Genomic DNA, 24570 nt, shown 5'->3' with positions numbered 1-24570 from the left:
AACCTGCCGGGCGCCATTGACGACGCCCGGCCCCTCCACTGTGCAATGAGGATTTCCATGCGCGCGATTCGCATGCTGTTGGTTTCTGCCCTGGCTACGGCCAGCCTGTCGGCCCAGGCCGGCGAACAGGACGTCCAGCGCCTGACGCAATTGCTGGAAAAGTCGCAGACCATCGAAGCCAATTTCTCCCAGCTGACCTTGGATGCCGGTGGCACCAGCCTGCAGGAGACCAACGGCAAGATGACCGTCAAGCGCCCGGGCCTGTTCTACTGGCACACCGATGCGCCGCAGGAGCAGGTCGTGGTGTCCGACGGCAAGAACGTCACCCTGTGGGACCCGGACCTCGAGCAGGCGACCATCAAGAAGCTCGACGTGCGCCTGAACCAGACCCCGGCGCTGCTGCTGTCCGGCGATGTGTCGAAGATCAGCCAGAGCTTCGACATCACCTCCAAGGAGCAGGGCGAAGTGATGGACTTCACCTTGAAGCCCAAGACCAAGGACACCCTGTTCGACTCGCTGCGCGTGTCGTTCCGCAGGGGCCTGATCAATGACATGCAGCTGATCGACAGCGTCGGCCAGCGCACCAATATCCTGTTCAATGGCGTCAAGGCCAACCAGGCGGTGCCGGACAGCAAGTTCCAGTTCGACATCCCCAAGGGCGCTGACGTCATCAAGGAGTAAGCGGAGCCTGTGATGGACCTGTTTCGAAGCGAACCCGTCGCCCAGCCCCTGGCCGCCCGCCTGCGTCCGTCCAACCTGGACGAGTACGTCGGCCAGGAGCACCTGCTGGCGCGCGGCAAGCCGCTGCGCGAGGCGCTGGAGCAGGGTGCGTTGCACTCGATGATCTTCTGGGGGCCGCCTGGGGTGGGCAAGACCACCCTGGCGCGGCTGCTGGCGCAGTTCTGCGACGCCCACTTCGAAACGGTGTCGGCGGTGCTGGCCGGGGTCAAGGAGATCCGCCAGGCGGTCGAGGTGGCGAAGCAGCAGGCCGGCCAGTATGGCCGGCGCACCATCCTGTTCGTCGACGAGGTGCACCGCTTCAACAAATCGCAACAGGATGCCTTCCTGCCCTACGTGGAGGACGGCACGCTGATCTTCATCGGCGCCACCACCGAGAACCCGTCGTTCGAGCTGAACAACGCGCTGCTGTCGCGGGCGCGGGTCTACGTGCTCAAGAGCCTGGACGAGGCGGCGCTGCGCAAGCTGGTCGATCGCGCCCTGAGCGAGGAGCGCGGCCTGGGCAAGCGCAGCCTGCGGGTGGGTGATGAGGCGTTCAAGATGCTCATGGCCGCCGCCGACGGCGATGGCCGGCGCATGCTCAATTTCCTCGAGAATGCCTCGGACCTGGCCGAAGACGGCGGCGAGATCGGCGTCGAGCTGCTGCAGAGCCTGCTCGGCGACAGCCGTCGGCGTTTCGACAAGGGCGGCGAAGCGTTCTACGACCAGATTTCCGCGCTGCACAAATCGGTGCGCGGCTCCAATCCGGACGGTGCGCTGTACTGGTACGCGCGCATGCTCGACGGCGGCTGCGACCCGCTGTACATCGCCCGCCGCGTGGTGCGCATGGCCAGCGAGGACATCGGCAATGCCGACCCCCGAGCCCTGAGCCTGTGCCTGGCGGCGTGGGACGTGCAGGAGCGCCTGGGAAGCCCCGAAGGCGAGCTGGCGGTGGCCCAGGCCATCACCTACATCGCCTGCGCGCCGAAGAGCAACGCGGTGTACGTGGGCTTCAAGGCGGCCATGCGCGAGGCCGCCGAGCACGGTTCGCTGGAAGTGCCGCTGCACCTGCGCAACGCGCCGACCAAACTGATGAAGCAACTGGGCTATGGCGAGGAGTACCGCTATGCCCACGACGAGCCGGACGCCTATGCCGCTGGCGAGGACTATTTCCCCGAGCAGCTTGAGCCGCGTCAGTACTACCAGCCGGTGCCGAGGGGACTTGAGCTGAAGATCGGCGAGAAGCTCAAGCACCTGGCCGAGCTGGACCGCAACAGCCCCCGGCAGCGGAGAAAACCGTGATCGCACTTGTCGCTGCCGTCAGCGCCGGCGGGATTGCCGGCACGCTGCTGCGCTTCGCCACCGCCAACTGGGTCGCGGCCCACTGGCCACGGCACTTCTATGCCGGTACGCTGGCGGTCAACCTGGTCGGCTGCCTGCTGATCGGCCTGCTGTACGGGCTGTTCCTGCACAAGCCGCTGGCGCCGGTCGAGCTGCGCGCCGGGCTGATCGTCGGTTTTCTCGGCGGCCTGACCACTTTTTCCTCCTTCTCGCTCGATACCGTGCGCCTGATGGAAAGCGGGCAGGTCCCGTTGGCCTTGGGCTATACCATTATCAGCGTGGTGGGCGGCCTGCTCGCGACCTGGGCCGGCCTGTCCCTGACCCGATTCTGAACCAACATCTACACATAACGAGAGAACGACATGCTCGATTCCAAACAGTTACGCACTGAACTTCAGGCAGTGGCGGACCGCCTGGCCACCCGTGGCTTCAGCCTGGATGTCGCGCGCATCGAATCGCTGGAAGAGCGCCGCAAATCGGTGCAGACCCGCACCGAGCAACTGCAGGCCGAGCGTAACGCCCGTTCCAAATCGATCGGCCAGGCCAAGGCCAAGGGCGAGGACATCGCACCGCTGATGGCTGACGTCGAGCGCATGGCCAATGAGCTGGCCGCCGGCAAGACTGAACTGGACGGTATCCAGGCCGAGCTGGACGGCATCCTGCTGACCATCCCCAACCTGCCGGACGCCAGCGTGCCGGTCGGCGCCAGCGAAGACGACAACGTCGAAGTGCGCCGCTGGGGCACCCCGACTACCTTCGACTTCGAGATCAAGGACCACGTCGCCCTGGGTGAAGTCAGCGGTGGCCTGGACTTCGAAGCCGCGGCCAAGCTCTCCGGCGCCCGCTTCGCCGTGCTGCGCGGCCCGATCGCCCGCCTGCACCGCGCCCTGGCGCAGTTCATGATCAACCTGCACACCGGCGAGCACGGCTACGAGGAACACTACACCCCGTACCTGGTGCAGGCTCCGGCCCTGCAAGGCACCGGCCAGCTGCCGAAGTTCGAGGAAGACCTGTTCAAGATCAGCCGCGAAGGCGAGGCCGACTTCTACCTGATCCCGACTGCCGAAGTGTCGCTGACCAACCTGGTGGCCGGCGAGATCCTCGACGCCAAGCAACTGCCGCTCAAGCTGGTTGCTCACACCCCGTGCTTCCGCAGCGAGGCCGGTGCCTCGGGCCGTGACACCCGCGGCATGATCCGTCAGCACCAGTTCGACAAGGTCGAGATGGTGCAGGTGGTCGAGCCGTCCAAGTCGATGGAAGCGCTGGAAAGCCTGACCGCCAACGCCGAGCGCGTGCTGCAGCTGCTGGAGCTGCCGTACCGCGTGCTGGCGCTGTGCACCGGCGACATGGGCTTCGGCGCGGTGAAGACCTACGACCTGGAAGTGTGGGTGCCGAGCCAGGACAAGTACCGCGAGATCAGCTCCTGCTCGAACTGCGGTGATTTCCAGGCGCGCCGCATGCAGGCTCGCTGGCGCAACCCGGAAACCGGCAAGCCGGAGCTGGTGCACACTCTCAACGGTTCGGGCCTGGCGGTCGGGCGTACCCTGGTGGCGGTGCTGGAGAACTACCAGCAGGCCGACGGCTCGATCCGTGTGCCGGAGGTGCTCAAACCGTACATGGGTGGCGTCGAGGTCATTCGCTGAATGGACTACCTGCCGCTTTTCCATAAGCTGCAGGGCGGCCGTGTGCTGGTCGTCGGCGGCGGCGAGATCGCCTTGCGCAAGGCGCGCCTGCTGGCCGATGCCGGCGCCGCGCTGCGGGTGGTGGCGCCGGAAGTCGACGGCCAGCTGGCCGCGCTGGCCCGCGAGGGCGGTGGCGAGGTGCTGGTGCGTGGCTACCAGGCGAGCGACCTGGAGGGCTGCCGCCTGGTGATCGCGGCCACCGACGACTCGGCGCTTAACGCCCAGGTCTCGGCCGAGGCCCAGGCGCGCAGCCTGCCGGTCAACGTGGTGGATGCGCCGGCCCTGTGCACGGTGATCTTCCCGGCCATCGTCGACCGTTCACCCCTGGTGGTGGCGGTCTCCAGCGGTGGCGATGCCCCGGTGCTGGCGCGCTTGATCCGCGCCAAGCTGGAAGCCTGGATCCCGTCCGCCTACGGCGAGCTGGCTGGGCTGGCGGCGCGTTTCCGGCACAAGGTCAAGGCCTTGTACCCGGACGTCAACCAGCGTCGCGGCTTCTGGGAGAGCGTGTTCCAGGGGCCGGTCGCCGAGCGCCAGCTGGCCGGGCAGGGCGCCGAGGCCGAGCGCCTGTTGCAGGCGATGGTCGACGGCGCACCGGTGCAGCAGGGTGGCGAGGTGTACCTGGTGGGCGCGGGGCCGGGCGATCCGGACCTGCTGACCTTCCGTGCCCTGCGCCTGATGCAGCAGGCCGACGTGGTGCTGTATGACCGCCTGGTGGCCCCGGCCATCATCGAGATGTGCCGGCGTGATGCCGAGCGCATCTATGTCGGCAAGCGCCGCGCCGACCATGCCGTGCCCCAGGACAAGATCAACCGTCTGCTGGTCGACCTGGCCCGCCAGGGCAAGCGCGTGCTGCGGCTCAAGGGTGGCGATCCGTTCATCTTTGGCCGTGGTGGCGAGGAGATCGAGGAGCTGGCCGACGAGGGGATTCCGTTTCAGGTGGTGCCGGGTATCACGGCGGCCAGCGGCTGTTCCGCCTATGGCGGGATTCCGCTGACTCATCGCGACTATGCCCAGTCGGTGCGTTTCGTCACCGGCCACCTGAAGGATGGCACCAGCAACCTGCCGTGGGATGACCTGGTGGCGCCGGCCCAGACCCTGGTGTTCTACATGGGGCTGGTCGGATTGCCGACCATCTGTGCCGAGCTGATCCGTCATGGGCGCGCGGCGAGCACGCCGGCGGCTTTGGTGCAGCAGGGGACCACGCGCAACCAGCGGGTGTTCACCGGCACCCTGGCTGACCTGCCGGAGCTGGTGGCGCGGCATGAAGTGCATGCGCCAACCCTGGTGATCGTCGGGGAGGTGGTGCAGCTGCGCGAGAAGCTCGCGTGGTTTGAAGGGGCGCAAGACAGCTGAAATTGCTGGGGCTGCAAAGCAGCCCCAGCTCTCTCAAGCCCGCCAGATTCCTTTGCCCGACAACCGCTCCCGGTCATGCGGCAAGCCAAAGTCCTGCAACGGCCCCTTGGGCACGATCCCGTTCGGGTTGATGGTCTTGTGGCTCATGTAATAGTGCTTCTGGATATGCTCCATGTTCACCGTTGCCGCCACGCCCGGCCACTGGTACAGCTCGCGCAGCCAGTTGGACAGGTTCGGGTAGTCGCTCAGGCGGCGCAGGTTGCACTTGAAGTGCCCGTGGTACACCGCGTCGAAACGCACCAGCGTGGTGAACAGGCGCACATCGGCCTCGGTCAGGTACTCGCCGGCCAGGTAGCGCTGGCGACCCAGCAGCCCTTCCAGATGATCCAGCTCATTGAACACCTCGTCGAAGGCAGTCTCGTAGGCGTCCTGCGAGGTGGCGAAGCCGGCGCGGTACACACCGTTGTTCACGGCCGGGTAGATACGCTCGTTGAGCGCATCGATGGTCGCCCGCAGCGGCTCGGGGTAGAGGTCCAGGGTATTGCCGGTCAACCCGTCGAAGGCGCTGTTGAAGATACGGATGATCTCGGCCGACTCGTTGTTGACGATGCGCTTCTCCTGCTTGTCCCACAGCACCGGCACGGTCACGCGCCCGGTGTAGTGCGGGTCGTCCTGGGTGTAGCGCTGGTGCAGGTACTGCAGCGCATCCAGTTGATCGCCGCTGGAGCCTTGCTGCTGGTCGAAGGTCCAGCCATGCTCGCCCATCAGCCAACTGACCACCGAGACATCGATCAATGGCTCCAGGCCCTTGAGGGCGCGGAAGATCAGGGTGCGGTGCGCCCACGGGCAGGCCAGCGACACGTACAGGTGATAGCGGCCGGCCTCGGCGGCGGGCAATGGGTTGCGCCGCTGCGCGTTCTCGCGCTGGAAGGCGCCGTCCTTGCTGCTCTGGTACCACTGGTCATGCCAGCGGCCATCGATCAAAAGGCCCATCTCGGAGCTCCTCGAAAACTAATCGTCTGTCGTTGGAGCTCAGTCTAGGGCAAAGCGTTCGAAGAAATAGCGCAAAGACTGCCCTATTCCTATCGACTTATTCGATGTCTATGCGGGCGGCCCAGTAGGCGCGGGCATTGCTGAACGCCTGCTCGCGCTCCTGGCCGAGCCCGCGCAAGGCCAGGGCCATGGTCGCGACCACGGCCAGTTCGCCGTAGCTGTCCTGCGCCTCGCCGCGCCACACCGCCAGCAGGTGCTCGGGCTGCAGGCTGGCCGGCTTCACATGGCGCTGGGCACTGAGCGCCGGCCACTCTTCGTCCCAGGCCTCGCCGGCCGAGGTGCCGTACAGGTGGCTGATGACATCCGGGTTGACCTCGATTTCGCCACCGTCGCCCTTGATGACCACGGCATGATCGCCGAGCAGGCGGCTGGCTTCGCGGTGCACCGCCTGGTAACCGGGGTGGAAGATGCTCTGCAGGCCGCAGCGGGCGGCAAGCGGGTTGAGCACCCGGGCCAGCGAGTGGATGGGCGAGCGCAGGCCCAGGGTGTTGCGCAGGTCTATCATGCGTTGCAGCTGCGGCGCCCAGTCCTGCAAGGGGAAGAAGGCCAGTCGGTGGCTGTCCAGGGTCTGCTCCACGGCCGTCCAGTCACGGCTGAGCGGGATCTCCAGCAGGTCGAGCAATTGCTCGGTGTACAGTCGCCCGGCCGTATGGGCGCCACCGCCGTGCATCAGGATGCGCACGCCGTTACCTGCCAGGCATTTGGCCGCCAGCAGGTACCAGGGCAGGTGGCGCTTCTTGCCGGCGTAGCTCGGCCAGTCGAGGTCAACGGTGATGCGCGGCGCCTGCAGGTGGGCGCGCAGGGCCTCGGTGAAGCCGGCCAACTCCTCGGCGCTTTCTTCCTTGTGCCGCAGCAGCATCAGGAAGGCGCCCAGCTGGGTGTCCTCGACCTTGCCTTCGAGCAGCAGGGTCATGGCGGCGCGGGCTTCCTCGCGGGTCAGGCCGCGGGCGCCGCGCTTGCCCTTGCCGAGGATGCGCACGAATTCGGCGAACGGGTGTTCGGCCGGGGTTTCCAGGGTCAACGGGCGGACGTCGTTCAGCTGTGGTTCGGTCATATGCAGTTGGTCGGCTTGGGCAGGCCCGCCAGCTTGGCGGCGAGTTTGGCGGGGGTGCCATTGAACAGGCGGTTCAGGTGCGGGCTGTTGCCTTTTTCCGCACCGAGCTTGAGCGCGGTGTACTTGATCAGCGGGCGGGTGGCTGGCGACAGCTGGTACTCCTGGTAGAACTGGCGCAGCAGCTCGAGGATTTCCCAGTGGTCCGCGGTCAGGGCGATGCTTTCGCGCGTGGCGAGGGCCTCGGCGACTTCGTGGGACCAGTCCTGCAGCTCGACCAGGAAGCCGTCCTTGTCCAGGGCGATGTGGCGATCGCCGACAGTCAGGGTACTCATAGCCAGCTGTTGACCTTGTCGTGGTGCAGGGTGAGTTCGACGAAGGCGGCGTAGTCCACGGCCTCGGCCAGCTGGCTGTCGAGGCCACGGGCCTGCAGGTCTTCGGCAAGGGCGAACAGCCGCCCGCCGAGGTTGGCGGCCTGCAGGGCGGCGAACGGCTCGCTGCCGGCCTTGAGCGCGTAGGTGGCGTCGCCGCACAGCAGCAGCGCGTCTTGCGGGCCCAGCAGGCGCAGGCAGCTGGCCAGGCGCTCGTCGCTGAAGGGCGATTGGGCGATTACATGCAGGGTCGTCATCAGAGCGTCACCACCTGGTCGAAACGGGCAATCAGCGCGGCCAGCGCGCAATCGTCGAGCACCTCGACCGGCAGCGCCAGGGCATCACCGTCCAGCCCCCGGCGGGCCAGGCTGTGGCGGCAGGCGAACAGTTCCTCGACGCCGAACATTGGCAGGGCCTGGAGGTTGGCGGTCAGGTTCTTCTGCTGCAGGGCGTCGGGTTGCTGCGCGGCGGCGAGCTGGAACACGCCGTCATCGAGGAACAGCATGCCCAGCGGCAGGTCGAAGGCACCGCCGGCCAGGGCTATGTCCAGCGCCTCGCGGGCGGACGGGCCGTTCCACGGCGCCTGGCGGCTGATGATCAACAAGGACTTGGCCATCTCAATCACCTCCGAAGCAGACCAGGCGGTCGGCCAGTTGCGCGGCTTCGTGCAGTTGACCCAGGCCGGACAGCTCCCACGGCATCGGCAGGTTCACCGCCGGACGCTGGTAGCGGTTGGCTTCGGTATCGTCGAGCACGCCCCGGCGCAGTGCCGCGGCGATGCACACCACGGCGTCCAGGCGGTGGTCGCTGACGAAGGTGCGCCACTGCGCGGCCACGTCCAGTTCGTCCTGGGGCGTGACGATATTGGCCGAGGCGCTGTGCACCCCATCTTGGTAGAAGAACAATCGGGCTATTTCATGCCCGCCGGCCAGCACCGCCTCGGCAAAGCGCAAGGCGCGGCGCGAGGAGGGCGCATGGGCCGGGGAAAAGACCGCGATGGCGAATTTCATGGAAGGCTCGTGCAAATGAATGCGGCCATGATAAAGCAAAAAGCCCGCGCTGGTAGGCGCGGGCTTTTTGCTCAGGCGGGCGCGGCTCAGGCCTGTTCCTTGCCCTCGGGCAGGAACCAGTTGAGCAGCAGGGCACAGATGCCGCCGGTGGCGACGCCCGACTCCAGCACGTTGCGCAGCGCCGCCGGCATGTGCGCGAGGAACTCCGGTACCTGGGCCACGCCCAGGCCCAGCGACAGCGACACGGCGATAATCAGCAGGGCGCGGCGGTCGAGACGGGTGCTGGCAAGAATGTTGATGCCCGAGGCCGCCACGGCGCCGAACATCACCATGGCCGCGCCACCGAGCACCGGCTCCGGCACTGCCTGGATCACCCCGGCGACGCTGGGGAACAGACCCAGCAGGATCAGCATGGCGGCGATCCAGATACCGATATGGCGGCTGGCGATGCCGGTCAGCTGAATCACGCCGTTGTTCTGGGCGAAGATCGAGCTGGGAAAGGTGTTGAACAGCCCGGCCAGCAGCGAGTTGGCGCCGTTGACCAGCACTCCGCCCTTGATCCGTTGCATCCACACCGGGCCTTCCACCGGCTGGCGCGAGACCTTGCTGGTGGCGGTCACGTCACCGATGGCTTCCAGCGAGGTGACCAGGTAGATCACCAGCATCGGGATGAACAGCGACCAGGAGAAGCCCAGGCCGAAGTGCAGCGGCGTCGGCACCTGGAACAGCGCGGCCTGGTGCATGCCGGTGAAGTCCAGGCGGCCCAGGTAGCCGGCCAGGGCATAGCCCACGGCCAGGGCGATGACGATGGCGCAGCTGCGCATCCACACCACCGGAATACGGTTGAGGATGACGATGATCGCCAGCACCACGCCGGACAGCAGCAGGTTCTCGCCATCGGCGAAGGTGCCGTTGGCCATCGCGCCGAAGCCGCCGCCCATGCTGATCAGGCCGACCTTGATCAGGGTCAGGCCGATCATCAGCACGACGATGCCGGTCACCAGCGGAGTGATCAGGCGCTTGACGAAGGGCAGGATGCGCGACACGCCCATTTCCACGAACGAGCCGGCGATGACCACGCCAAAGATCGCCGCCATCACGCTCTCCACCGGCGTGCCCTGCTTGACCATCAGCGCACCGCCGGCGATCAGCGGGCCGACGAAGTTGAAGCTGGTGCCCTGGACGATCAGCAGCCCGGCGCCGAACGGCCCGAAGCGCTTGCACTGGACGAAGGTGGCGATACCCGAGATCACCAGCGACATCGACACGATCAGGTTGGTGTCACGCGCCGACACGCCCAGCGCCTGGCAGATCAGCAGGCCCGGCGTGACGATCGGCACGATGATCGCCAGAAGGTGCTGCAATGCCGCCAGCAGGCCGATCAGCAGGCGAGGCTTGTCCTCAAGGCCAAGGACCAGTTCATTGGCAGGCGCCGCCGCGCCTGGGCCGTGTTCGTGTGAACTCATGGGAAAATGCCGCCCCGGAATAAAAAAGGAGCGCATTCTACGGGCAGAAAGCCCATAGGGGTAGAGGCAAGCACGATGGCCGCACAATCGCGGAGGAATGGGGTTATAAGCTGACTTTTAAGTCAATCTTCGTCGGCTTTGCTACCGCTGTTCAGCAGGCACGAAAAAGCCCGCCAAGGCGGGCTTTTTGTGAGGCGCTTGTCGACCAACTCGATCAGTCGTCGCGGCCCATGATGCCGAACAGCTGCAGCAGGCTGACGAACAGGTTGTAGATCGACACGTACAGGCTGATGGTGGCCATGATGTAGTTGCGCTCGCCGCCATGGATGATGGCGCTGGTCTGGAACAGGATGCAGACCGACGAGAACAGTACGAAGCCAGCGCTGATGGCCAGTTGCAGGCCGCTGATCTGGAAGAAGAAGCTGGCCACCACGGCACCCAGCAGGACGAAGAAGCCGGCGGTGATGAAGCCGCTGAGGAAGCTCATGTCCTTGCGGGTGATCAGCACGTAGGCCGACAGGCCGCCAAATACCAGGGCGGTCATGGCGAAGGCCGAGCTGACCACTTCGGCGCCACCGGCCATGCCCAGGTAGCGGTTGAGGATCGGGCCGAGGATGAAGCCCATGAAGCCGGTGAGGGCAAAGGTGGACACCAGGCCCCAGGCCGAATCACGCAGCTTGTTGGTGAGGAAGAACAGGCCGTAGAAGCCGATCAGCACCACGAAGATGTTCGGGTAGCCGACACGCATCTGCTGGGCGACGAAGGCCATGATGCCGCTGAAGGCGAGAGTAAGGGCCAGCAGGCTGTACGTGTTGCGCAGGACCTTGCTGACCTCCTGCTGCTCGACCTGCTGGCCGTGTTGGACGGCGTAATCCTGTTCGCGCATGGCGCACTCCTTTGGGGTGAGACCGCGGTCCGGGACCGGCGGTAGTGGAACGTATGAGGCAGAGCATATCAGAGCTGTCGCAGGGCGCGACACAGAGAGTTTGACAGCTTGTTACATTACGGTATGATTGCCGCCGCAAAACAAGCTGGAAGCGTGGCCGAGTGGTTTAAGGCAACGGTCTTGAAAACCGTCGATGGGCAACTATCCTAGAGTTCGAATCTCTACGCTTCCGCCACATTCAAAGCCCTGATTTTTCAGGGCTTTTTGCGTTTTGGGGCATGGTAAAACTACCCATTGGAACACCCTTGGGAATGGCTCCAGGTACTTTGAATTAGGACGCGTCCTAATACTTTGCTCATTTGGTCGGCTTGGCGAGCCCCGACGCGTCGATAAACCCTCTCGGTTATGTCTCCTTTCGTATGGCCAAGCAGCAGGCTGGCATGGTCGACATCGGTGATTTCTGGGGTCGCCTTTCGTCGGTACACCCCGGGGGCAAGTCCCTGTTTTCGGTCTTCCTTGGGGCGCATTTCACCTCACCTTCGAAATGTCAGGTGTCCACGCAGGGACTACAGGTGGTGGTGACGCCGTTGGCATTACTCCAATGCTCCCGCCCAGCTTCATGCAGACGTATGGCGACCAACCAGTGGGCGCCCGCTGCGGGTTTCAACGAATACCTAACCTCGTTCTTCTAGCCAGCGGCGCTGGTAGCCTCTGGCCTTGTAGCCGGTAAGGTCGGCCAGCTCTTCGTCCGACAGGATCTCGGTTCCATGATGGTCTCTTTGAATATGCGGCCCCGTTCCCCGCACCAGTCGGGGTAAAGGGGGTATAGTGGGGAGCGAGTCGGCATCCGTCCGGCTCATCGAAGGGGTAAGAACATGTACGAATCCGCGACGCATCAGGCGCATTTGCACCTGAAGCAAAAGATTGAACAGTTCTTGTCTAAAGGCGGGGAAATTCAGAATGTCCCCTCAGGTGTCAGCGGCTTTAACCGAAGCTTACCTAAGGCCCACTGGGCCAAAGGGCAGTCAGTAAAATCGTGATCATGATGCTTGGAGCCGTCTCCAAAAGGCGGCTTTCTAGCGTGCCGTGAAAACTCGGGGCGAATAGCTCAACGCCGCTTCAAGGAAGGCGATGAGCCACGACCAGTAGGGTTCAGCAGCTAGAACAGGCGCCACTCGCAACTGTCAGTGCGGTCTATTTGCGTGTGGCGGCGTATTGGTGGCATCCCGGCGCAAGGCCGGAGGGAGCATCACCGATGGATCGCGAGCCTACCAATCGAGAAGTTGCAGCCGAGATTGGCATTGCTGAAGCAGAAGTGGAGCGCTACCGTAGCGATACGTTCCGTCTCGATGATGGTTCCTGGTTGATTCACTTCGGCTTCTTGATGCCGAAGGAGCTTCGCCAAGGCCTCACTGGAAGCTTCACCTTTATCCTGAAAGCTGATCGGAAATCGGGCGATTTGAGTCGTCCCGACTGGTGAGGCTGTGTGAGAGCAACGTGACAGCAGTTTGAGGCAAAGGTAAGGCAGTCGATGCATGGAACAGACTCGGTAAAGGCGGAGTCCACCGTAATGAGCCGTTGAAGCTGATAGCTCATCCACCCCACCACTTAGGTGAGCTACATGCCCAGCGCAAAGGAAGGCCGTTATCAGGCCTATAAGTTATTAAGAGAGCTTGATGCTCAAATTGCCGCCACGATGAACCAGGTGGCCTATGGTCGAATGAGCGGGGTCGACTGGGAGAGGACGTGCAAAGCCCACCGAATTGCCTTTGATGAGTGGATTCAATTCGCTGACCTGCAGACCGGCGAAGAGAACCACTCAGCTCCGAACAACCCCGACGATATGTGACTGATCGTGTTGGCACCGTACCTCGATATGTAGTGGTCCTGGTCGTACATCGGGGGACTGGGGATGTTCTATTACATCAGCGCTTGGCCGCCAGAGTTCCACGACAAGCGCTGAGGAACTGGCTGGTAGCTCATGCCCGGCTGCTGGGTGAAAGTCCGGTTATCCTCCAGCTCGGTGTCCAGCAACCTTCCAGGCAGAACAGAATATGACCCTTCCGGCACCAATGATCGGCCATATATTCTGCGGTGTACTCAACCCATCGAACCCGAACGTCCCCAAACAGACAGCTACGCCAATACGCCGTACCGTTCTCGCCCGGATAAGCGACAGGATCGATTTTTGACCAGTCCGTGGTGCCGAACGGGATTGCTGTCAGCTCCATGACAACCTCGCAGAAACAGTGAGGCCTGAACCGTACCGATGAAATCGCTCTGCCGATAGGCACAGACCGCTGGGAATTTGGACATGGAGACAGTCCAGCGAGCCTGATTCAGGGGCCAAGCTGCTTCAAAACCGCCGCCACAATCGCTTCCGGTCGGTCTTCCTGCATCAGGTGGCCTGAGTTTTCTACTCGCACGCAGGGCTGTTGGGAGATAAGCCCAGCGAGACGTTCCCCTTGGGAATAGGGAATCCAGGCGTCCTCCGAGCCCCAAAGTACCGATACGGGGCAATCCAGCTTTCCGTAAAGTGGTTCGATTTCGTCGGTGTAGCGCTGATTCATCTGTGCGATCTGCCTGTAGAAGGCCGCCTGGCCAATCGGCCCCAGCCATGGAGCGCTGTACGCTTGCAGGGCTTCGTCACTGAGGGGATTGGCCGCAGCGGTTTGCAGATAGGCTGCCAGCAGCGCCCGGTGCATGTACTCGGGCATCCCGGAAAAGGCGGCCTCATGTTGACGGACATGCTGAACGAAAGGAGAGCCCCAGGGTGCCAGGGCTACGGCATCGAAAATGGTGAGGGATGCATAGCGCAGACCGTTCAGGTAGTAAGCGCGCAGTGCTGTCGCGCCTCCAAAGTCATGGGCCAGGACGTCAGGGCGCTCGATGCCCCATTCCTCGAAAAGCGCAGCCATGACGTTGTTTTGCATCGCCAATGAAACGTCCTGGCCTTCTCTCATTTCAGACAGGCCATAACCAACCAGGTCGAAGTAATACACGGTCCTGCGGTCAGTGAGATGAGGTATGACGCGCCTCCATACCTGCGAAGAGAAGGGGGTGCCATGGATGGCGACCAGCGGCGCGCCTGTGCCCACTTTCCCCCATCTGACGATGTTGCCTTCGATGCTCGATGCGTAGGGTAGATCCAGCATGGCTCACCTCACATTGTCATTTAGCTAAATGACTATATGATGTGGGCATGGACAGATCAATACAGATGAAAGCGATGAGCAGTGAGGTTCGCATGGCGATCCTTCGCCTGCTTGCAGCGCCTCGTGACCACTTCGCTGAACAATGGTCGGCAGACCCCGTCGAGTTCGGCGTCTGCATGACCCTTATCGCTAGTGCGCTGGGTATTGCCCAGCCAACAGCGAGCCGGCACCTTGAGATTCTCAAGCAGGCGAGGTTCATCTCGGTTTCAAAGCAGCAAAAATGGTCGTACTGCAAGCGTAACGATGCCGAGATTCTCGAGTACCTGGAGTGGCTCAGGATTGAGTTGTCGCCGGGTGGATGTGTCTAGCAATTTTGGTTCGCTGGTGCTGCACAGCACCGCAGGCGATCCGCTTCGCCGCAGGGCTTCATGCCCGAGCCGACCATAAGACAATAAGGCGTTGGCGGCTCGGGCCTTCAGAGCGAGCATGGCGGACTGGCCCGCCCTGCGTTCAAGTCTCCGGAACCCCTTTCTCCCAAGCGGTCCAATTTTTCAGGATTTCCAGCACCAGAGGATTGGCAGTCCGATAGAGATTCTCCAGCGCCGGAACAAAACCGCCCTGGTCGGCATACTCGAGCAGATTCTCAACCTCACTTCCCCCCGGCTCAGGCCGATCAAAGTCAGATCCCGCCCGCACCACCGCCACCCGCTGCACATCCACCAACCCTTCACGACTGGCCCGCAGCAGCGCTTCATAGGTGGAGTTATCCTCCTGCTGTGTGGTGCAGTACTCCCCCTTGTTATCCGTCAACAACCGAGTCCAGACCTCGGCTCGCTCACTCAGGCGCGTCCCGGAAAACCAGGTATTGCCTGCCACGGTGTCGCACCGGGTCACCACCGGCGGCTGGTTGGCCGGCGCCATCGGGTACTTGAGCCGCCAGGCCGCCGATTCCTTGCTCTCGCTCAGGCTCACCCCGTGTGACAGGGCATAGGCCTTGGCCTGCAGCTTCGGATTGAGCTCGAAGACCTCGGTCTTGTAATCCAGCGGCGGCTTCTCGTTCGGCCCCTTGGTGTTGATCCCCAGGTAGCCCGTCGGCCAGTCCTTGGGCGCATCCCGCGAGTCCAGCTCCCACTGGGTGCCGAACTCCACCAGGTAATGGGCCCAGGCGGTGGTGCCGAGGGTCCCGTGCTTCGGGTTGATCCCGGCAATCCCCGCGACCAGGAAGTAGCTCTTGCGCAGGTCGAACTTCGGCGACAGCGCCAGTGCCAGGGTCGAGGCCGCTGCGTTGGTCTGGCCCATGCCGGTCACCAGCAGGCAGACGTCCTGGCTGTTGCAACGTATCACCGGATACTCCGCCGACAGGCCCGGTACACGCACTTCCTGATTCAGCTCCAGGCGCTCGATCCAGTGCTGGGCCTCGGGGGCGAACATGGTGATCAGCATCACCTTGGGCTTGATCGGCGGCGCAGTCGTCTCGCCGGCCTGGGCCGTCGAGGTGAGCAGGATGCCGCAGGCAAGGCCCACGGCGAGGGAAAGACGATGTATCGGGTGCATGCGAGCCTCCATGGCGCAAGTGATCAGAACTGGTAGCCGACCCCGGCGTAATACCCCCAGCCATCGGACCGGCCGCGGAAATCGCCGTCGCCGAAATTCAGCTGGCTGCCATCTTGCCAGTTGCCGCCATTGTGGAAATGGCGGCCCACCAGGGTGAAGCGCAGGTGGGTGAAGGCGTACAGCAATACGTTTGTGGATACCGTGGCATTGGCCGTGCGGTTGGGGTTGTCCTTGTGCAGGTCCGAGCCGAAATCGAAGTTGGTGAAGCCGATGTAGGTCAGCGAGGCGCCGTTGTCGAACTTGCCGAGGGGCACGATGTACTTGAGCTGGGCCCGATAGCCGTCCCACGAATACTCGTTGCTGGCGCCATAGTTTTCCCACTGGTAGCGGCCATAGAAGTTGGCCGACAGGTTGACCCGCGAATGGGTATCGATGTCGGTCCCCAGGCCGCTGTACAGGGTGTTGGCGCGGTTGGCGCTGTTGCTGCCGTGGTCGTAGATCCAGTCGAAGGCTACGTACCACTCCTTGAACGGGCCGACGGCCAGGCTGCGGCCGGCCAGGTAGTCGATGGAGATCCGCGGCTCGTGCTCCATGAACAGTGGCGAGCCGTGGTCCCACGCGCCTTTGTCATGGCTGTTGCCGATGTCGAGGATCTTCGGGATGTCGATGTAGCCGTACAGCTCGAACGGCCCCTTGCGGCCGAAGTACTCGTATTCCAGGTAGATATCGTCAACCGGGCGGGGGCCGAAACTGATGTCCTTGGTGCCGATCAGGGTGAAGTTCTGGTTGTACCAGTCCGATAGGTAAGGGCCGGATTTGACCGGCGCGGCGGCGGGGCTCAGGGCCTCGCCTTGGGCTGACTCGTTGGAGGCAGTGTCCTGGGCGTGGCTGGTGATGCTGAGTAGTCCCGTAACAGCGCCCAGTAGCAAGGAGACAGCCAGGGGGGAGCGAGCCGCTGGGTGGTGGGAAGCAGGTTGACGCATTGAAAGTCCTTGTTCATGCGGTGGTAGCCCAAAAAGGCTGAGGTGAGCGAAAGCTTCGGCGATTGTTCGCTTAATTGTTTTGAGCAAACGTTTGCATACTCTGTACCAACCTGCCAGAGGTCTTTCAAATAAAGCTGAATCCGGGGTATTAGCTGACCTTCCGGTTAGAAAGCTGCACGGAAAATGGGCGTGGGATGGGGGCAGGCACACGCATGGGGCGGTCTTGCTGCGCAGGTAATGGGGAGTCGATTGAACGCGGATGGTTTAAGCGATGGGCTTGCGGCGCCTCATCAGAGGGGCGAGCCGCAAATCCGTCGCCATCCTGCTGGCATCACTTCACTGCAGTGTCTCGGGCTTTCTCCCTTTGGAGGCCTCCTTCAATCCCTGCTCCATCCGCCCGATTACCTGCGCCAGTATCGCCGCTCTTTCCAGCTCTCCCGACGCCTTCATCCGTGCATGATCCCGCCGCAGGTTCAGCAGGCATTTTTGCAATCCAAGCGCCGAGCTGTCGTAGTTGTCCATGTTGTTCTCACTGGCCGTGGGCATCCGTGCCGTTGTAGGAAAGGCTCGACGGTATCAGGTCAATTCCCCATCCAATACTGATTATTCATACACCGGATCACAAACCCGTAGAAACGTCCTACGGCGACAAAAGAGACGTCTTACAGGACCGCCGGGGGGAATGTTTCGCCATACGTCCGCTCATTTTGCGGCAGGCCCCGTAGTACAAGGTCTGCCACGGAACAGACGGGTCGCAGAGGCAATCCGCGCATACCGGCACCCGACACGCGCCGTCGAAACGATATGTTGCAATTGCCCTTACAGATGGTCTGCATCCACCACGGCCTTGACGAATGCCTCGGGCGCTTCCTGCGGCAGGTTGTGGCCGACGCCGCCGCTCACCAGGCGGTAGGCGTAGTTGCCGGTGAAGCGCTTGGCGTAGGCCTCGGCCGTTGGATGCGGCGCGCCGTTGGCATCGCCCTCGAGGGCGATGGTGGGCACGCCGATGGCGGGGAAGGTGGCCAGCTTCGCCTCCAGCGGGTCGTAGCGGGTTTCGCCCTGTGCCAGGCCGAGCCGCCAGCGGTAGTTGTGCACGGTGATGGCGACCTGGTCGGGGTTGTCCAGGGCCTTGGCGCTGCGCTCGAAAGTGGCGTCGTCGAAGGCCCACTGCGGCGACGCGGTCCGCCAGATCAGCCGGGCGAAGGCGTGGCGGTTGCTGTCGTAGCCGGCACGGCCGCGCTCGGTGGCGAAGTAGTACTGGTACCACCACTGCAGTTCGGCGCTGGGCGGCAGCGGGGCCTTGGCGGCCTCCTGGCTGCTGATCAGGTAGCCGCTGACCGACACCAGCGCCTTGACCCGCTCGGGCCACAGGGCCGAGACGATATTGGCGGTGCGCGCGCCCCAGTCGAAGCCGCCGAGCACGGCGCGCTTGATCTGCAGGGCGTCCATGAAGGCGATGACGTCGCTGGCCAGGGCGGCGGGTTGGGCATTGCGCGGGGTGTTCGCAGAGAGGAAACGGGTGTCGCCGTAGCCGCGAGCGTAGGGCACCAGCACCCGGTAGCCCTGGGCGGCCAGTTGCGGCGCCACCTGCTCGTAGCTGTGGATGTCGTAGGGCCAGCCGTGCAGGAGGATCACAACCGGGCCGTCGGCAGGGCCTTGTTCCACGTAGGCGACATCCAGCACGCCGGCCTGGACATGCTTGAGCGGGCCGAAGGACGCGGCCTGGCGGGCTGCGGCAGGCGTGCGGGTTTCCTCGGCCTGGCCTGGGGAGGCGGCCAGCAGGGCCAGAGGCAGCAGGGCGCAGGCGAGCAGGGCTGAGCGATTGAGGCGGTTGGCGGTGGCGAACATGGTGCATCTCCTTGGCGGGCCATCGGTGTGGGCTGGATGGGGTGTAGTTAAGGAGGTGGCTGTGTCCGGGGTGTGTCGGGTGGTGGTGGGGTGGACGTTTGTGTGTATCGGGAGGCGGTTGGTACACAGAAAGCTACAAAAGGGCAGACCTCTCTAGCCCGCTAAATCAGAGCGTTGTGATTTGGGCGTTCTTGGGTTTCATCGTTCGCCTGGGCCTGCAGCCAGCGCACCACCTGCTCGGCGGCCGAGCCTGCCTGCGGAGCATGGCTGGCGAGCAGGTGAAAGCCGGCATCGCTGTGCAGCTCATGGTCCTCCAGGGCCAGTACCAAGGTGCCGGCCTTCAGGGCATTTTCCACTAGCAGGCGGGGCACCAGGGCGATGCCCATGCCTTGCTCGGCGGCCTCGATGGCGAGGATGGTCTGGGAGAACACCGGGCCGCTGAAGCGCGTACCGGGCAGCGCGTAGTGATCAAACCAGCGCTTCCAGTTGTTGTGGCTGTCGGAGATCAGCGGCTGCTGCGCAAGATCCGTGGCTTGCCGCCAAGGGCGCTCGCCGCGCAGTGCCGGCGCGCACACCGGCACCGCCACGCCGGGCAGCAGTGGCAGGGCGTAGGCGTCGGCGAAGGGCGGCGCTCCCCAGCGCACGGCAAGGTCCACGGCACCCTTGCCGCTCAGGGGGCGGGTAGTGTCGGAGGCATCGATCATCAGCGCCACCTGCGGGTGTGCCTGGGCCAACAGGCCCAGGCGCGGGATCAACCAGCGGCTGGCGAAGGCGGGGGTGGTGCTGAGCAGGATCTGCCGGGGATCGCGCTGGCTGTCGCGCTCCAGCAGTTCGCCGGTGGCGTCCTCGATGATGTCCAACGCCAGGCGCACGCGGGTCAGGTAGTCGGCGCCGTCCGGGTTGGGTCGCAGGCCTCGGGGCAGGCGTTCGAACAGCGGGCGCCCGAGCTTGTCCTCGAGGGTGCGCACCTGCTGGGCGACGGCGCCGGGGGTGACGTGCAGTTCGTCGGCGGCGGCGCGGAAGCTGCCCAGGCGGGCGGCGGCCTCGAAGGCCACCAGGTGGTTGACGATGGCGGGGGCATTGCGTCGCTTGGGCGCGCTCATCCAGTAGATTTCCTGCAGGCTGCTGCCAGTATTTGTGATTGGTGCGTTTAGCCGGATTCTGGCTTCATGGGCCTACTTGATCAACTCCCTGAAGGAGCAGCAAATGTCTTCGCAGAAAGTCGCAATCATTACCGCAGGTGGCAGTGGCATGGGCGCTGAGGCCGCACGGCGGCTGGCCGCTGATGGCTTCAGGGTGGCGATCCTGTCGTCGTCCGGCAAGGGCGAGGCGCTGGCGGCCGAGCTGGGCGGCATCGGCGTGACCGGCTCGAACCAGTCGGTAGAAGACCTGCAGCGTCTGGTGGATACCGTGATGCAGCAGTGGGGGCGGGTCGATGTGCTGGTCAACAGCGCAGGCCACGGCCCGCGCGCACCGATCCTCGAACTGAGCGACGACGACTGGCACCGTGGCATGGAGGTGTACTTCCTCAACGTAGTGCGCCCGACCCGCCTGGTGACGCCGATCATGCAGCGCCATGGCGGCGGCGCCATCATCAACATCTCGACCTTCGCCGCCTTCGAGCCGGATCCGGCGTTCCCGACCTCCGGGGTGTTCCGTGCCGGGCTCGCGGCCTTCACCAAGCTGTTCGCCGACCGTTACGCGGCCGAGAACATCCGCATGAACAACGTGCTGCCGGGCTTTATCGACAGCCTGCCGGAGAAAGAAGAATTCCGTAACCGAATTCCGATGGAGCGGTACGGCAAGTCCGAGGAGATCGCGGCCACTGTCGCCTTCCTGGCCTCCGAGGGCGCGGGCTACATCACTGGGCAGAACCTGAGGGTCGATGGGGGCATCACCCGTTCGGTGTAACTGGTGCATACAGCTGGGCGGCGACTTCCGTTAGCATGTCGCCCCTGTTTCCCGCTATCCGGATCCGCCCCATGAGCACCCCGATGTTCCGCCAGGCCACGGCAACCGACGTGGACCGCTGCTACCAGATCGAAACCAGCGCCTACGAAGGCGACGAAGCCGCCACCCGGGAGAAGATCGCCACGCGCATCGCCCAGTACCCGGAGGGCTTCCTGGTGCTGGAGGCCGATGGCCAGGTGATCGGCTTCATCAACAGCGGCTGCGCCGACCAGGTGGTGATGTCGGACGAGGCCTTCAAGGAGCTGGTCGGACACGACCCGCAGGCGCCCAACGTGGTGATCATGTCGGTGGTGCTCGACCCGGCGTACCAGGGCCTGGGTCATGCCAGCCGGCTGATGGCGCGCTTCGTCGAGCAGATGCGCGAGCGCGGCAAGGCGACCATTCACCTGATGTGCAAGGATCGCCACGTCGGGCTGTACGAGAAGATGGGCTACACCTATGTACGCCCGTCGGCCTCCGATCATGGCGGCATGGCCTGGCACGAAATGATCATGGTGCTCTGAAGGGCCTTCGACTAGCATCGACGCTTTCGCAGCCAAGGAGAGGCCTGTGAACTACGTCGTGATTGCCGCACACCGCAGTGAATACCCTGCGCCCATCAGCTTTGCCCAGGGCACATTGCTGGATATCGGCCAGCGATACGAGGGTGTCGAACCCTGGGAGGACTGGTACCTGTGCAGTTGCCACGGTCAGGAGCCGGGCTGGGTGCCCGGCCAGCTCATCGAGCGGCTGGGCGTCGGTCGAGGCAGGGCAGTGGAGGCCTATTCGGCGCATGAGCTGGACGTCGACCCTGGCCAGCCGCTGGAGGGCCTGCGCCCGCTGAACGGCTGGCTCTGGTGTCGTCGTGCCGCTAGCGGGGAGCTTGGCTGGGTGCCGCTGGCGAAGCTGCGCCTGCTGGACTGAGTTCAGGCCATGGCCAGGACAGCCGCGCTGTCGAGAATCCGCGCATAGTCCATGGCCAGGTTGCCCAGCGCCAGGGCATGGACATCCTCCGCCAGCCACAGTCGGCCCTGCAAGTCGTGCTGGTCGAAGGTGTAGCAGGCATCGCCCACCACTACCGTATCGAACCCCAGGTTACCCGCCGAGCGTGCGGTCGACTCCACCGAGTTGTTGGTGATCACTCCAACGATGACCAGCTGGCTGATGCCGCGCTGGTGCAGCCAGCGTTCAAGTCCACTGTTGCAGAAGGCGTCGGGCACGTGTTTTTCGAACACGGTCTCGCTGGCTTGCGGAGTAAAGGCGGGCTGGAACTCGCAACCGGGTTGGCCCGGCCAGAACACCGAATCGGGATCGCGGGAGACATGGCGCACATGCACCACCGGGCGCATGCTCGCGCGCCAAGAAGCGAGCAGTTGGTTGATGCGCTGTTCGGCTTCGGGGTTGTTGCGACGGCCCAGGCGAGGGTGGTTGATGCCGTTCTGCATGTCGATGATCAGCAGGGCGGCGTTGTTGGCGAGCGCGGTCATTGGCGGTAGTTCTCCTTGACTGGGCAGGGGACCGTAGCACAGCTGTGTAGCTGGCGCAGATGTGATCGTGGAGCGCGCCCGCGCCCTTGGCAATCGCCTCGGCTTCACCATCTGATCCGCTTTTATTCCGCGAACCTGAATCTGTAACCGTATCAGCGGCTGCCGGACAATACGTCCAGGCCCAGCCTTCCAACCCGGTGTGCGCTGGGCAGGTTGCCCCGCTGCACTACCGCAGCGGCCAGCCCCGCCGTTACGACATCACACTGTAGAGGTTCCGATGGGCAAGCTCGCGCTGTTTCTGGGTGGTTTTCTGCTGCTGACTATCATGATTGGCCTGCTGGGTACCATCCCGCCAAGCTGAGCCGTTAAATTTTCTTGTCCCGGCCCGCCTGGCGCAATGGCGGGCCAGACACATCGCCCGGTTTTACCCCGCCCCCTGACCGCAGTCGTCTAGACAAGCGGTAGCTGCAAGTCGTTCTCAAGTACAAGTCGCTCGTGTAATCTCGCGCCCCCAATCCCAGGGCCCGGGCACACGGGCCGTTCACTTGCCTTGGAGACAGTACACACTATGGAATGCAAGAAGGGCACTGCAGCGATGCTGGAGTGGCGCGGTCGTTTTCTCGGTGAGGGCATCCTCCACGAAGCGGACTACGATCAGGCACTGCGCCGTGCCGAAGAGTTGGAGCGTTCCGGTGTGATCAGCGCAAGCGAATGGATCGAGTTGGTCAAGCTGGCCAATGCGGCTTTACTGAGCTTGTAAAAATTCCTTCAAGGCTTGTAGAAACTGTCCACAAAAATCGTGGGTAGGTCTGTGGATAAAGCGCTGCAGGCCATTGTTTTCAGGGCCTCTGTTAGATTGAGCAGAAATTGAGCAGCCCTGTTCAGGGCTGTTTTCCACTGCGCAGACCAGCTTCGCGCAGGGCTTGCAGCAGTTCGCGGACCTTCGCCGGCAGATCGCCGGCCGGGTACACGGCGTGCATCTGCGGGTCCTGTCCGGTGCTGGATGTCAGGTGGTAGTCGGGGCAGACCCGCACCAGGCGCCCGGCACGTACCTCCGGCTCCCCCAGCCAATCCGCCAGCCGGGCGATACCGGCCCCCGCCAGGGTACTCTGCAGCACCGCCACCCCCGAGCCCAGGCGCAGCCGTGGTCGCGGGCGCAGGCTCACGGTGTGTCCATCCTTGCTGAAATGCCAGGCCTTCAGGATGCGCGGCGCGGTGTGCAGGATCAGCGTATGCCGCTCCAGGTCTTCCAGTACCTGCGGTGTGCCAGCCAACGCCAGGTACTGAGGGCTGGCGTAGAGATGGCGGCGGTAACGCCAGAGTGGATAGCCGATCAGCTCGCTGGACTGCGGGAAGGCCCCGCGGATCACGAAATCCAGCTTGCCTTGCAAGGGGTCGAAAGCCTGGTCGCCGTACTGTACGTCGAGGGTGACGTGGGGGTGGCGCCGGGCAAATTCAGCCAGCACCGATGGCAGCACTTGCAGGGCCAGCACCTCGGGCGCGGCCAGGCGAATCCAGCCTTGGGCGTCGCCGGTCAGCGCCGCCAGTTCGTCGGCGGCATCCCGTTGCACATCCAGCAAGCGTTCGGCGTGGGGCAGTAGCCGCTCGCCAGCTTCGGTCAGGGAAACCGAACTGGCGCTGCGGTTGAACAGCTTGGCGCCGCTGTTATCCTCCAGGGCCTGCACAGCCCGGGTCACCGCGCTGGGCGAACGCCCCAGGGCACGGGCGGCGCTGACGAAGCTGCGCTTGTGCGCGACGCTGACGAACGCCTGTATTTCACGCAGCATGTCCAGTGCCATCGCGGGCCTCCTTGTTGCAGTTTTCGCAATATGGCATTTCAACACACGCGCGCCGCTTTGATTAGTCTGGCAGCCTGTTTTGTGCCGCCCGGACCCTCAAGATGATGGATATCGCCCTGCTTTCGCTGTTCGCCTTCGCCGCTGGCCTGATCGACGCCGCCGTCGGAGGCGGCGGGCTGATCCAGATCCCGGCGTTGTTCAACGTGCTCCCCAACGCCCAGCCGGCGGCCTTGCTGGGCAGCAACAAGCTCGCCTCGGTGTGCGGCACCACCTTTGCGGCGCGCTCGTTCATCCGCAAGGTCACACTGGACTGGGGGCTGATCGTGCCGGCGGCGCTGAGCGCCTTCGTCATGTCGTTCTTCGGCGCGGCCACCGTGTCGCTGGTGCCGGCCAGCGTGATGCGGCCGATGGTCCTGGTGCTGATCGTGCTGATGGCCATCTACACCTTTTGCAAGAAGGACTTCGGCACCTTGCACAAACCCAGGGTGATCGGCCGCAAGGAACAGTGCCTGGCGGTGCTGATCGGCGGCGCCATCGGCTTCTATGACGGATTGTTCGGGCCAGGCACCGGCAGCTTCCTGATCTTCCTGTTCATTCGCTTCTTCGCCCTGGACTTCCTGCATGCCTCGGCCTCGGCAAAGCTGGTCAACATTGCCACCAACCTGGCCGCGCTGGTGTTCTTCATCCCGTCGGGCAATGTGCTGTGGGCCATTGCGCTGCCGATGGCGTTGTTCAACATCCTCGGTGCGCTGACCGGCACCTGGCTGGCGGTGCGCAAGGGGGCCGGTTTCGTGCGCGGGCTATTCCTGGTATTGCTGTGCGTGCTGATCACCAAGCTCAGCTGGGACTTGCTGGTCGGATGAG

30 protein-coding genes, 1 tRNA gene and 3 pseudogenes are annotated in these 24570 nt (G+C 64.0%); 15 read left to right on the top strand and 19 right to left on the bottom strand.

Annotation, left to right across the window (positions count from 1 at the left end; all coding sequences use genetic code 11):
* Window positions 1–57: 57 nt before the first annotated feature.
* Genes lolA through cysG form a run of 5 tightly spaced genes read left to right on the top strand, consistent with a single transcriptional unit; the run spans window position 58 to window position 5093 of the window.
* Complete coding sequence (gene lolA / locus ACVWZ5_RS02725; protein WP_028692385.1) at window positions 58–681, top strand: outer membrane lipoprotein chaperone LolA; 624 nt, start codon at window positions 58–60, stop codon at window positions 679–681.
* Between the two features lie 12 nt (window positions 682–693).
* Entirely contained in the window at window positions 694–2019 is a 1326-nt protein-coding gene (locus tag ACVWZ5_RS02720; protein ID WP_062573547.1) for a replication-associated recombination protein A, read from the top strand.
* The gene (crcB, locus tag ACVWZ5_RS02715; protein WP_062573548.1) at window positions 2016–2390 is read left to right on the top strand and encodes a fluoride efflux transporter CrcB; all 375 of its coding nucleotides are present in this window, start codon (window positions 2016–2018) and stop codon (window positions 2388–2390) included. The genes ACVWZ5_RS02720 and crcB overlap by 4 nt, the downstream gene beginning before the upstream one ends.
* Window positions 2391–2420: 30 nt before the next feature.
* The gene (gene serS, locus ACVWZ5_RS02710; RefSeq protein ID WP_301143894.1) at window positions 2421–3701 is read left to right on the top strand and encodes a serine--tRNA ligase; all 1281 of its coding nucleotides are present in this window, start codon (window positions 2421–2423) and stop codon (window positions 3699–3701) included.
* Window positions 3702–5093 carry a siroheme synthase CysG gene (cysG, locus tag ACVWZ5_RS02705; RefSeq protein WP_062573549.1) on the top strand — a complete coding sequence of 464 codons (1392 nt, stop codon included), beginning with the start codon at window positions 3702–3704 and terminating at the stop codon, window positions 5091–5093.
* Window positions 5094–5126: 33 nt separating this feature from the next.
* On the opposite strand, the gene ACVWZ5_RS02700 is transcribed toward cysG, so the two are convergent.
* The 8 genes from ACVWZ5_RS02700 to ACVWZ5_RS02665 form a co-directional block, all read right to left on the bottom strand.
* Window positions 5127–6086, bottom strand: coding sequence for a glutathione S-transferase family protein (locus ACVWZ5_RS02700; protein WP_084941568.1), 960 nt, complete (start codon window positions 6084–6086; stop codon window positions 5127–5129).
* A gap of 97 nt (window positions 6087–6183) precedes the next feature.
* A complete protein-coding gene (locus tag ACVWZ5_RS02695; RefSeq protein WP_196590211.1) occupies window positions 6184–7167 on the bottom strand; it encodes a glycosyl transferase family protein in 984 nt (327 codons plus the stop codon).
* 29 nt (window positions 7168–7196) lie between these two features.
* Window positions 7197–7532: a TusE/DsrC/DsvC family sulfur relay protein gene (locus ACVWZ5_RS02690; protein WP_028692378.1), complete on the bottom strand. Its 336-nt coding sequence runs from the start codon at window positions 7530–7532 to the stop codon at window positions 7197–7199.
* Entirely contained in the window at window positions 7529–7825 is a 297-nt protein-coding gene (gene tusB, locus ACVWZ5_RS02685; protein ID WP_280070795.1) for a sulfurtransferase complex subunit TusB, read from the bottom strand. The genes ACVWZ5_RS02690 and tusB overlap by 4 nt, the downstream gene beginning before the upstream one ends.
* The gene (gene tusC / locus ACVWZ5_RS02680; RefSeq protein ID WP_084941565.1) at window positions 7825–8184 is read right to left on the bottom strand and encodes a sulfurtransferase complex subunit TusC; all 360 of its coding nucleotides are present in this window, start codon (window positions 8182–8184) and stop codon (window positions 7825–7827) included. Before tusC ends, tusB begins: the two co-directional genes overlap by 1 nt.
* 1 nt (window position 8185) lies before the next feature.
* Window positions 8186–8578 carry a sulfurtransferase complex subunit TusD gene (tusD, locus tag ACVWZ5_RS02675; protein WP_217847472.1) on the bottom strand — a complete coding sequence of 131 codons (393 nt, stop codon included), beginning with the start codon at window positions 8576–8578 and terminating at the stop codon, window positions 8186–8188.
* An 86-nt stretch (window positions 8579–8664) separates the two neighbouring features.
* Window positions 8665–10044 carry a nucleobase:cation symporter-2 family protein gene (locus ACVWZ5_RS02670; RefSeq protein WP_062573555.1) on the bottom strand — a complete coding sequence of 460 codons (1380 nt, stop codon included), beginning with the start codon at window positions 10042–10044 and terminating at the stop codon, window positions 8665–8667.
* Between the two features lie 214 nt (window positions 10045–10258).
* The gene (locus tag ACVWZ5_RS02665; RefSeq protein ID WP_028692373.1) at window positions 10259–10930 is read right to left on the bottom strand and encodes a Bax inhibitor-1/YccA family protein; all 672 of its coding nucleotides are present in this window, start codon (window positions 10928–10930) and stop codon (window positions 10259–10261) included.
* A 147-nt stretch (window positions 10931–11077) separates the two neighbouring features.
* Between ACVWZ5_RS02665 and ACVWZ5_RS02660 the strand changes: the two genes are divergently transcribed.
* Window positions 11078–11165 (top strand) — tRNA-Ser (locus ACVWZ5_RS02660).
* Window positions 11166–11285: 120 nt separating this feature from the next.
* Here the strand turns inward: ACVWZ5_RS02660 and ACVWZ5_RS02655 are convergent.
* Window positions 11286–11409, bottom strand: a pseudogene (locus ACVWZ5_RS02655) (integrase); the annotation flags it as partial.
* Window positions 11410–11458: 49 nt separating this feature from the next.
* Window positions 11459–11715, bottom strand: a pseudogene (locus ACVWZ5_RS02650) (DUF4224 domain-containing protein).
* A 90-nt stretch (window positions 11716–11805) separates the two neighbouring features.
* Here ACVWZ5_RS02650 and ACVWZ5_RS02645 point away from each other — a divergent pair.
* The 3 genes from ACVWZ5_RS02645 to ACVWZ5_RS02635 all read left to right on the top strand — a co-directional run bounded on the left by ACVWZ5_RS02645 (window position 11806) and on the right by ACVWZ5_RS02635 (window position 12779).
* Window positions 11806–11970, top strand: a complete 165-nt coding sequence (locus ACVWZ5_RS02645) for a hypothetical protein (protein WP_155952720.1) — start codon at window positions 11806–11808, stop codon at window positions 11968–11970.
* Window positions 11971–12185: 215 nt separating this feature from the next.
* Window positions 12186–12410, top strand: coding sequence for a hypothetical protein (locus ACVWZ5_RS02640; RefSeq protein WP_062573557.1), 225 nt, complete (start codon window positions 12186–12188; stop codon window positions 12408–12410).
* Window positions 12411–12551: 141 nt separating this feature from the next.
* Window positions 12552–12779 (top strand): hypothetical protein, encoded by a 228-nt coding sequence (locus ACVWZ5_RS02635; protein ID WP_062573558.1) that lies wholly within the window; start codon window positions 12552–12554, stop codon window positions 12777–12779.
* 71 nt (window positions 12780–12850) lie between these two features.
* Here the strand turns inward: ACVWZ5_RS02635 and ACVWZ5_RS02630 are convergent.
* Both ACVWZ5_RS02630 and ACVWZ5_RS02625 read right to left on the bottom strand, forming a co-directional pair.
* Window positions 12851–13161, bottom strand: a pseudogene (locus ACVWZ5_RS02630) (DHCW motif cupin fold protein).
* A gap of 108 nt (window positions 13162–13269) precedes the next feature.
* A complete protein-coding gene (locus ACVWZ5_RS02625; RefSeq protein ID WP_280070829.1) occupies window positions 13270–14085 on the bottom strand; it encodes an alpha/beta fold hydrolase in 816 nt (271 codons plus the stop codon).
* A 65-nt stretch (window positions 14086–14150) separates the two neighbouring features.
* Between ACVWZ5_RS02625 and ACVWZ5_RS02620 the strand changes: the two genes are divergently transcribed.
* On the top strand, window positions 14151–14453 hold the full coding sequence (locus ACVWZ5_RS02620) for an ArsR/SmtB family transcription factor (RefSeq protein ID WP_196590202.1): 303 nt from the start codon (window positions 14151–14153) through the stop codon (window positions 14451–14453).
* A 142-nt stretch (window positions 14454–14595) separates the two neighbouring features.
* On the opposite strand, the gene ACVWZ5_RS02615 is transcribed toward ACVWZ5_RS02620, so the two are convergent.
* The 5 genes from ACVWZ5_RS02615 to ACVWZ5_RS02595 form a co-directional block, all read right to left on the bottom strand.
* A complete protein-coding gene (locus ACVWZ5_RS02615; protein ID WP_280070830.1) occupies window positions 14596–15639 on the bottom strand; it encodes a purine-nucleoside phosphorylase in 1044 nt (347 codons plus the stop codon).
* Between the two features lie 23 nt (window positions 15640–15662).
* On the bottom strand, window positions 15663–16622 hold the full coding sequence (locus ACVWZ5_RS02610; RefSeq protein ID WP_301142104.1) for a nucleoside-specific channel-forming protein Tsx: 960 nt from the start codon (window positions 16620–16622) through the stop codon (window positions 15663–15665).
* Window positions 16623–16958: 336 nt separating this feature from the next.
* Complete coding sequence (locus tag ACVWZ5_RS02605) at window positions 16959–17144, bottom strand: hypothetical protein (RefSeq protein WP_062573563.1); 186 nt, start codon at window positions 17142–17144, stop codon at window positions 16959–16961.
* A 297-nt stretch (window positions 17145–17441) separates the two neighbouring features.
* Complete coding sequence (locus ACVWZ5_RS02600) at window positions 17442–18470, bottom strand: alpha/beta fold hydrolase (protein ID WP_301142102.1); 1029 nt, start codon at window positions 18468–18470, stop codon at window positions 17442–17444.
* A gap of 161 nt (window positions 18471–18631) precedes the next feature.
* Window positions 18632–19573, bottom strand: a complete 942-nt coding sequence (locus ACVWZ5_RS02595) for a LysR substrate-binding domain-containing protein (protein WP_301142100.1) — start codon at window positions 19571–19573, stop codon at window positions 18632–18634.
* A gap of 103 nt (window positions 19574–19676) precedes the next feature.
* On the opposite strand from ACVWZ5_RS02595, the gene ACVWZ5_RS02590 reads away from it, so the two are divergent.
* From ACVWZ5_RS02590 to ACVWZ5_RS02580, 3 genes are all read left to right on the top strand, one after another.
* Window positions 19677–20381, top strand: coding sequence for an SDR family oxidoreductase (locus tag ACVWZ5_RS02590; RefSeq protein WP_301142098.1), 705 nt, complete (start codon window positions 19677–19679; stop codon window positions 20379–20381).
* 71 nt (window positions 20382–20452) lie between these two features.
* Window positions 20453–20944, top strand: coding sequence for a GNAT family N-acetyltransferase (locus ACVWZ5_RS02585; RefSeq protein WP_062573567.1), 492 nt, complete (start codon window positions 20453–20455; stop codon window positions 20942–20944).
* 46 nt (window positions 20945–20990) lie between these two features.
* Window positions 20991–21344 (top strand): SH3 domain-containing protein, encoded by a 354-nt coding sequence (locus ACVWZ5_RS02580; RefSeq protein ID WP_084941558.1) that lies wholly within the window; start codon window positions 20991–20993, stop codon window positions 21342–21344.
* Window positions 21345–21346: 2 nt separating this feature from the next.
* Here ACVWZ5_RS02580 and ACVWZ5_RS02575 read toward each other — a convergent pair whose 3' ends face one another.
* Window positions 21347–21907, bottom strand: coding sequence for a cysteine hydrolase family protein (locus ACVWZ5_RS02575; RefSeq protein WP_062573569.1), 561 nt, complete (start codon window positions 21905–21907; stop codon window positions 21347–21349).
* Between the two features lie 568 nt (window positions 21908–22475).
* On the opposite strand from ACVWZ5_RS02575, the gene ACVWZ5_RS02570 reads away from it, so the two are divergent.
* Window positions 22476–22667 (top strand): hypothetical protein, encoded by a 192-nt coding sequence (locus tag ACVWZ5_RS02570; protein WP_062573570.1) that lies wholly within the window; start codon window positions 22476–22478, stop codon window positions 22665–22667.
* A 121-nt stretch (window positions 22668–22788) separates the two neighbouring features.
* Here the strand turns inward: ACVWZ5_RS02570 and ACVWZ5_RS02565 are convergent, their stop codons facing one another.
* A complete protein-coding gene (locus ACVWZ5_RS02565; RefSeq protein ID WP_062573571.1) occupies window positions 22789–23706 on the bottom strand; it encodes a LysR family transcriptional regulator in 918 nt (305 codons plus the stop codon).
* A gap of 101 nt (window positions 23707–23807) precedes the next feature.
* Between ACVWZ5_RS02565 and ACVWZ5_RS02560 the strand changes: the two genes are divergently transcribed.
* The gene (locus tag ACVWZ5_RS02560; protein WP_062573572.1) at window positions 23808–24569 is read left to right on the top strand and encodes a sulfite exporter TauE/SafE family protein; all 762 of its coding nucleotides are present in this window, start codon (window positions 23808–23810) and stop codon (window positions 24567–24569) included.
* Window position 24570: the final 1 nt, after the last annotated feature.

Source organism: Pseudomonas sp. TE6283 (genome assembly GCF_054060555.1).
Note: the sequence above shows the minus strand (reverse complement) of the source record. Positions and strands in the feature narration are given on the sequence as shown.

Bases quoted from the DNA above. Each gene is read 5' to 3' on its own strand.
- ACVWZ5_RS02600 (WP_301142102.1), bottom strand. From the start codon at position 18,470: ATGTTCGCCACCGCCAACCGCCTCAATCGCTCAGCCCTGCTCGCCTGC.
- ACVWZ5_RS02590 (WP_301142098.1), top strand. From the start codon at position 19,677: ATGTCTTCGCAGAAAGTCGCAATCATTACCGCAGGTGGCAGTGGCATG.
- ACVWZ5_RS02670 (WP_062573555.1), bottom strand. From the start codon at position 10,044: ATGAGTTCACACGAACACGGCCCAGGCGCGGCGGCGCCTGCCAATGAA.
- ACVWZ5_RS02690 (WP_028692378.1), bottom strand. From the start codon at position 7,532: ATGAGTACCCTGACTGTCGGCGATCGCCACATCGCCCTGGACAAGGAC.
- ACVWZ5_RS02620 (WP_196590202.1), top strand. From the start codon at position 14,151: ATGAAAGCGATGAGCAGTGAGGTTCGCATGGCGATCCTTCGCCTGCTT.
- ACVWZ5_RS02645 (WP_155952720.1), top strand. From the start codon at position 11,806: ATGTACGAATCCGCGACGCATCAGGCGCATTTGCACCTGAAGCAAAAG.
- ACVWZ5_RS02605 (WP_062573563.1), bottom strand. From the start codon at position 17,144: ATGGACAACTACGACAGCTCGGCGCTTGGATTGCAAAAATGCCTGCTG.
- ACVWZ5_RS02625 (WP_280070829.1), bottom strand. From the start codon at position 14,085: ATGCTGGATCTACCCTACGCATCGAGCATCGAAGGCAACATCGTCAGA.
- ACVWZ5_RS02560 (WP_062573572.1), top strand. From the start codon at position 23,808: ATGATGGATATCGCCCTGCTTTCGCTGTTCGCCTTCGCCGCTGGCCTG.
- ACVWZ5_RS02635 (WP_062573558.1), top strand. From the start codon at position 12,552: ATGCCCAGCGCAAAGGAAGGCCGTTATCAGGCCTATAAGTTATTAAGA.
- ACVWZ5_RS02595 (WP_301142100.1), bottom strand. From the start codon at position 19,573: ATGAGCGCGCCCAAGCGACGCAATGCCCCCGCCATCGTCAACCACCTG.
- ACVWZ5_RS02700 (WP_084941568.1), bottom strand. From the start codon at position 6,086: ATGGGCCTTTTGATCGATGGCCGCTGGCATGACCAGTGGTACCAGAGC.
- ACVWZ5_RS02575 (WP_062573569.1), bottom strand. From the start codon at position 21,907: ATGACCGCGCTCGCCAACAACGCCGCCCTGCTGATCATCGACATGCAG.
- ACVWZ5_RS02565 (WP_062573571.1), bottom strand. From the start codon at position 23,706: ATGGCACTGGACATGCTGCGTGAAATACAGGCGTTCGTCAGCGTCGCG.
- tusC (WP_084941565.1), bottom strand. From the start codon at position 8,184: ATGGCCAAGTCCTTGTTGATCATCAGCCGCCAGGCGCCGTGGAACGGC.
- cysG (WP_062573549.1), top strand. From the start codon at position 3,702: ATGGACTACCTGCCGCTTTTCCATAAGCTGCAGGGCGGCCGTGTGCTG.
- tusB (WP_280070795.1), bottom strand. From the start codon at position 7,825: ATGACGACCCTGCATGTAATCGCCCAATCGCCCTTCAGCGACGAGCGC.
- ACVWZ5_RS02615 (WP_280070830.1), bottom strand. From the start codon at position 15,639: ATGCACCCGATACATCGTCTTTCCCTCGCCGTGGGCCTTGCCTGCGGC.
- ACVWZ5_RS02640 (WP_062573557.1), top strand. From the start codon at position 12,186: ATGGATCGCGAGCCTACCAATCGAGAAGTTGCAGCCGAGATTGGCATT.
- ACVWZ5_RS02665 (WP_028692373.1), bottom strand. From the start codon at position 10,930: ATGCGCGAACAGGATTACGCCGTCCAACACGGCCAGCAGGTCGAGCAG.
- ACVWZ5_RS02570 (WP_062573570.1), top strand. From the start codon at position 22,476: ATGGAATGCAAGAAGGGCACTGCAGCGATGCTGGAGTGGCGCGGTCGT.
- ACVWZ5_RS02585 (WP_062573567.1), top strand. From the start codon at position 20,453: ATGAGCACCCCGATGTTCCGCCAGGCCACGGCAACCGACGTGGACCGC.
- serS (WP_301143894.1), top strand. From the start codon at position 2,421: ATGCTCGATTCCAAACAGTTACGCACTGAACTTCAGGCAGTGGCGGAC.
- lolA (WP_028692385.1), top strand. From the start codon at position 58: ATGCGCGCGATTCGCATGCTGTTGGTTTCTGCCCTGGCTACGGCCAGC.
- ACVWZ5_RS02610 (WP_301142104.1), bottom strand. From the start codon at position 16,622: ATGCGTCAACCTGCTTCCCACCACCCAGCGGCTCGCTCCCCCCTGGCT.
- tusD (WP_217847472.1), bottom strand. From the start codon at position 8,578: ATGAAATTCGCCATCGCGGTCTTTTCCCCGGCCCATGCGCCCTCCTCG.
- ACVWZ5_RS02720 (WP_062573547.1), top strand. From the start codon at position 694: ATGGACCTGTTTCGAAGCGAACCCGTCGCCCAGCCCCTGGCCGCCCGC.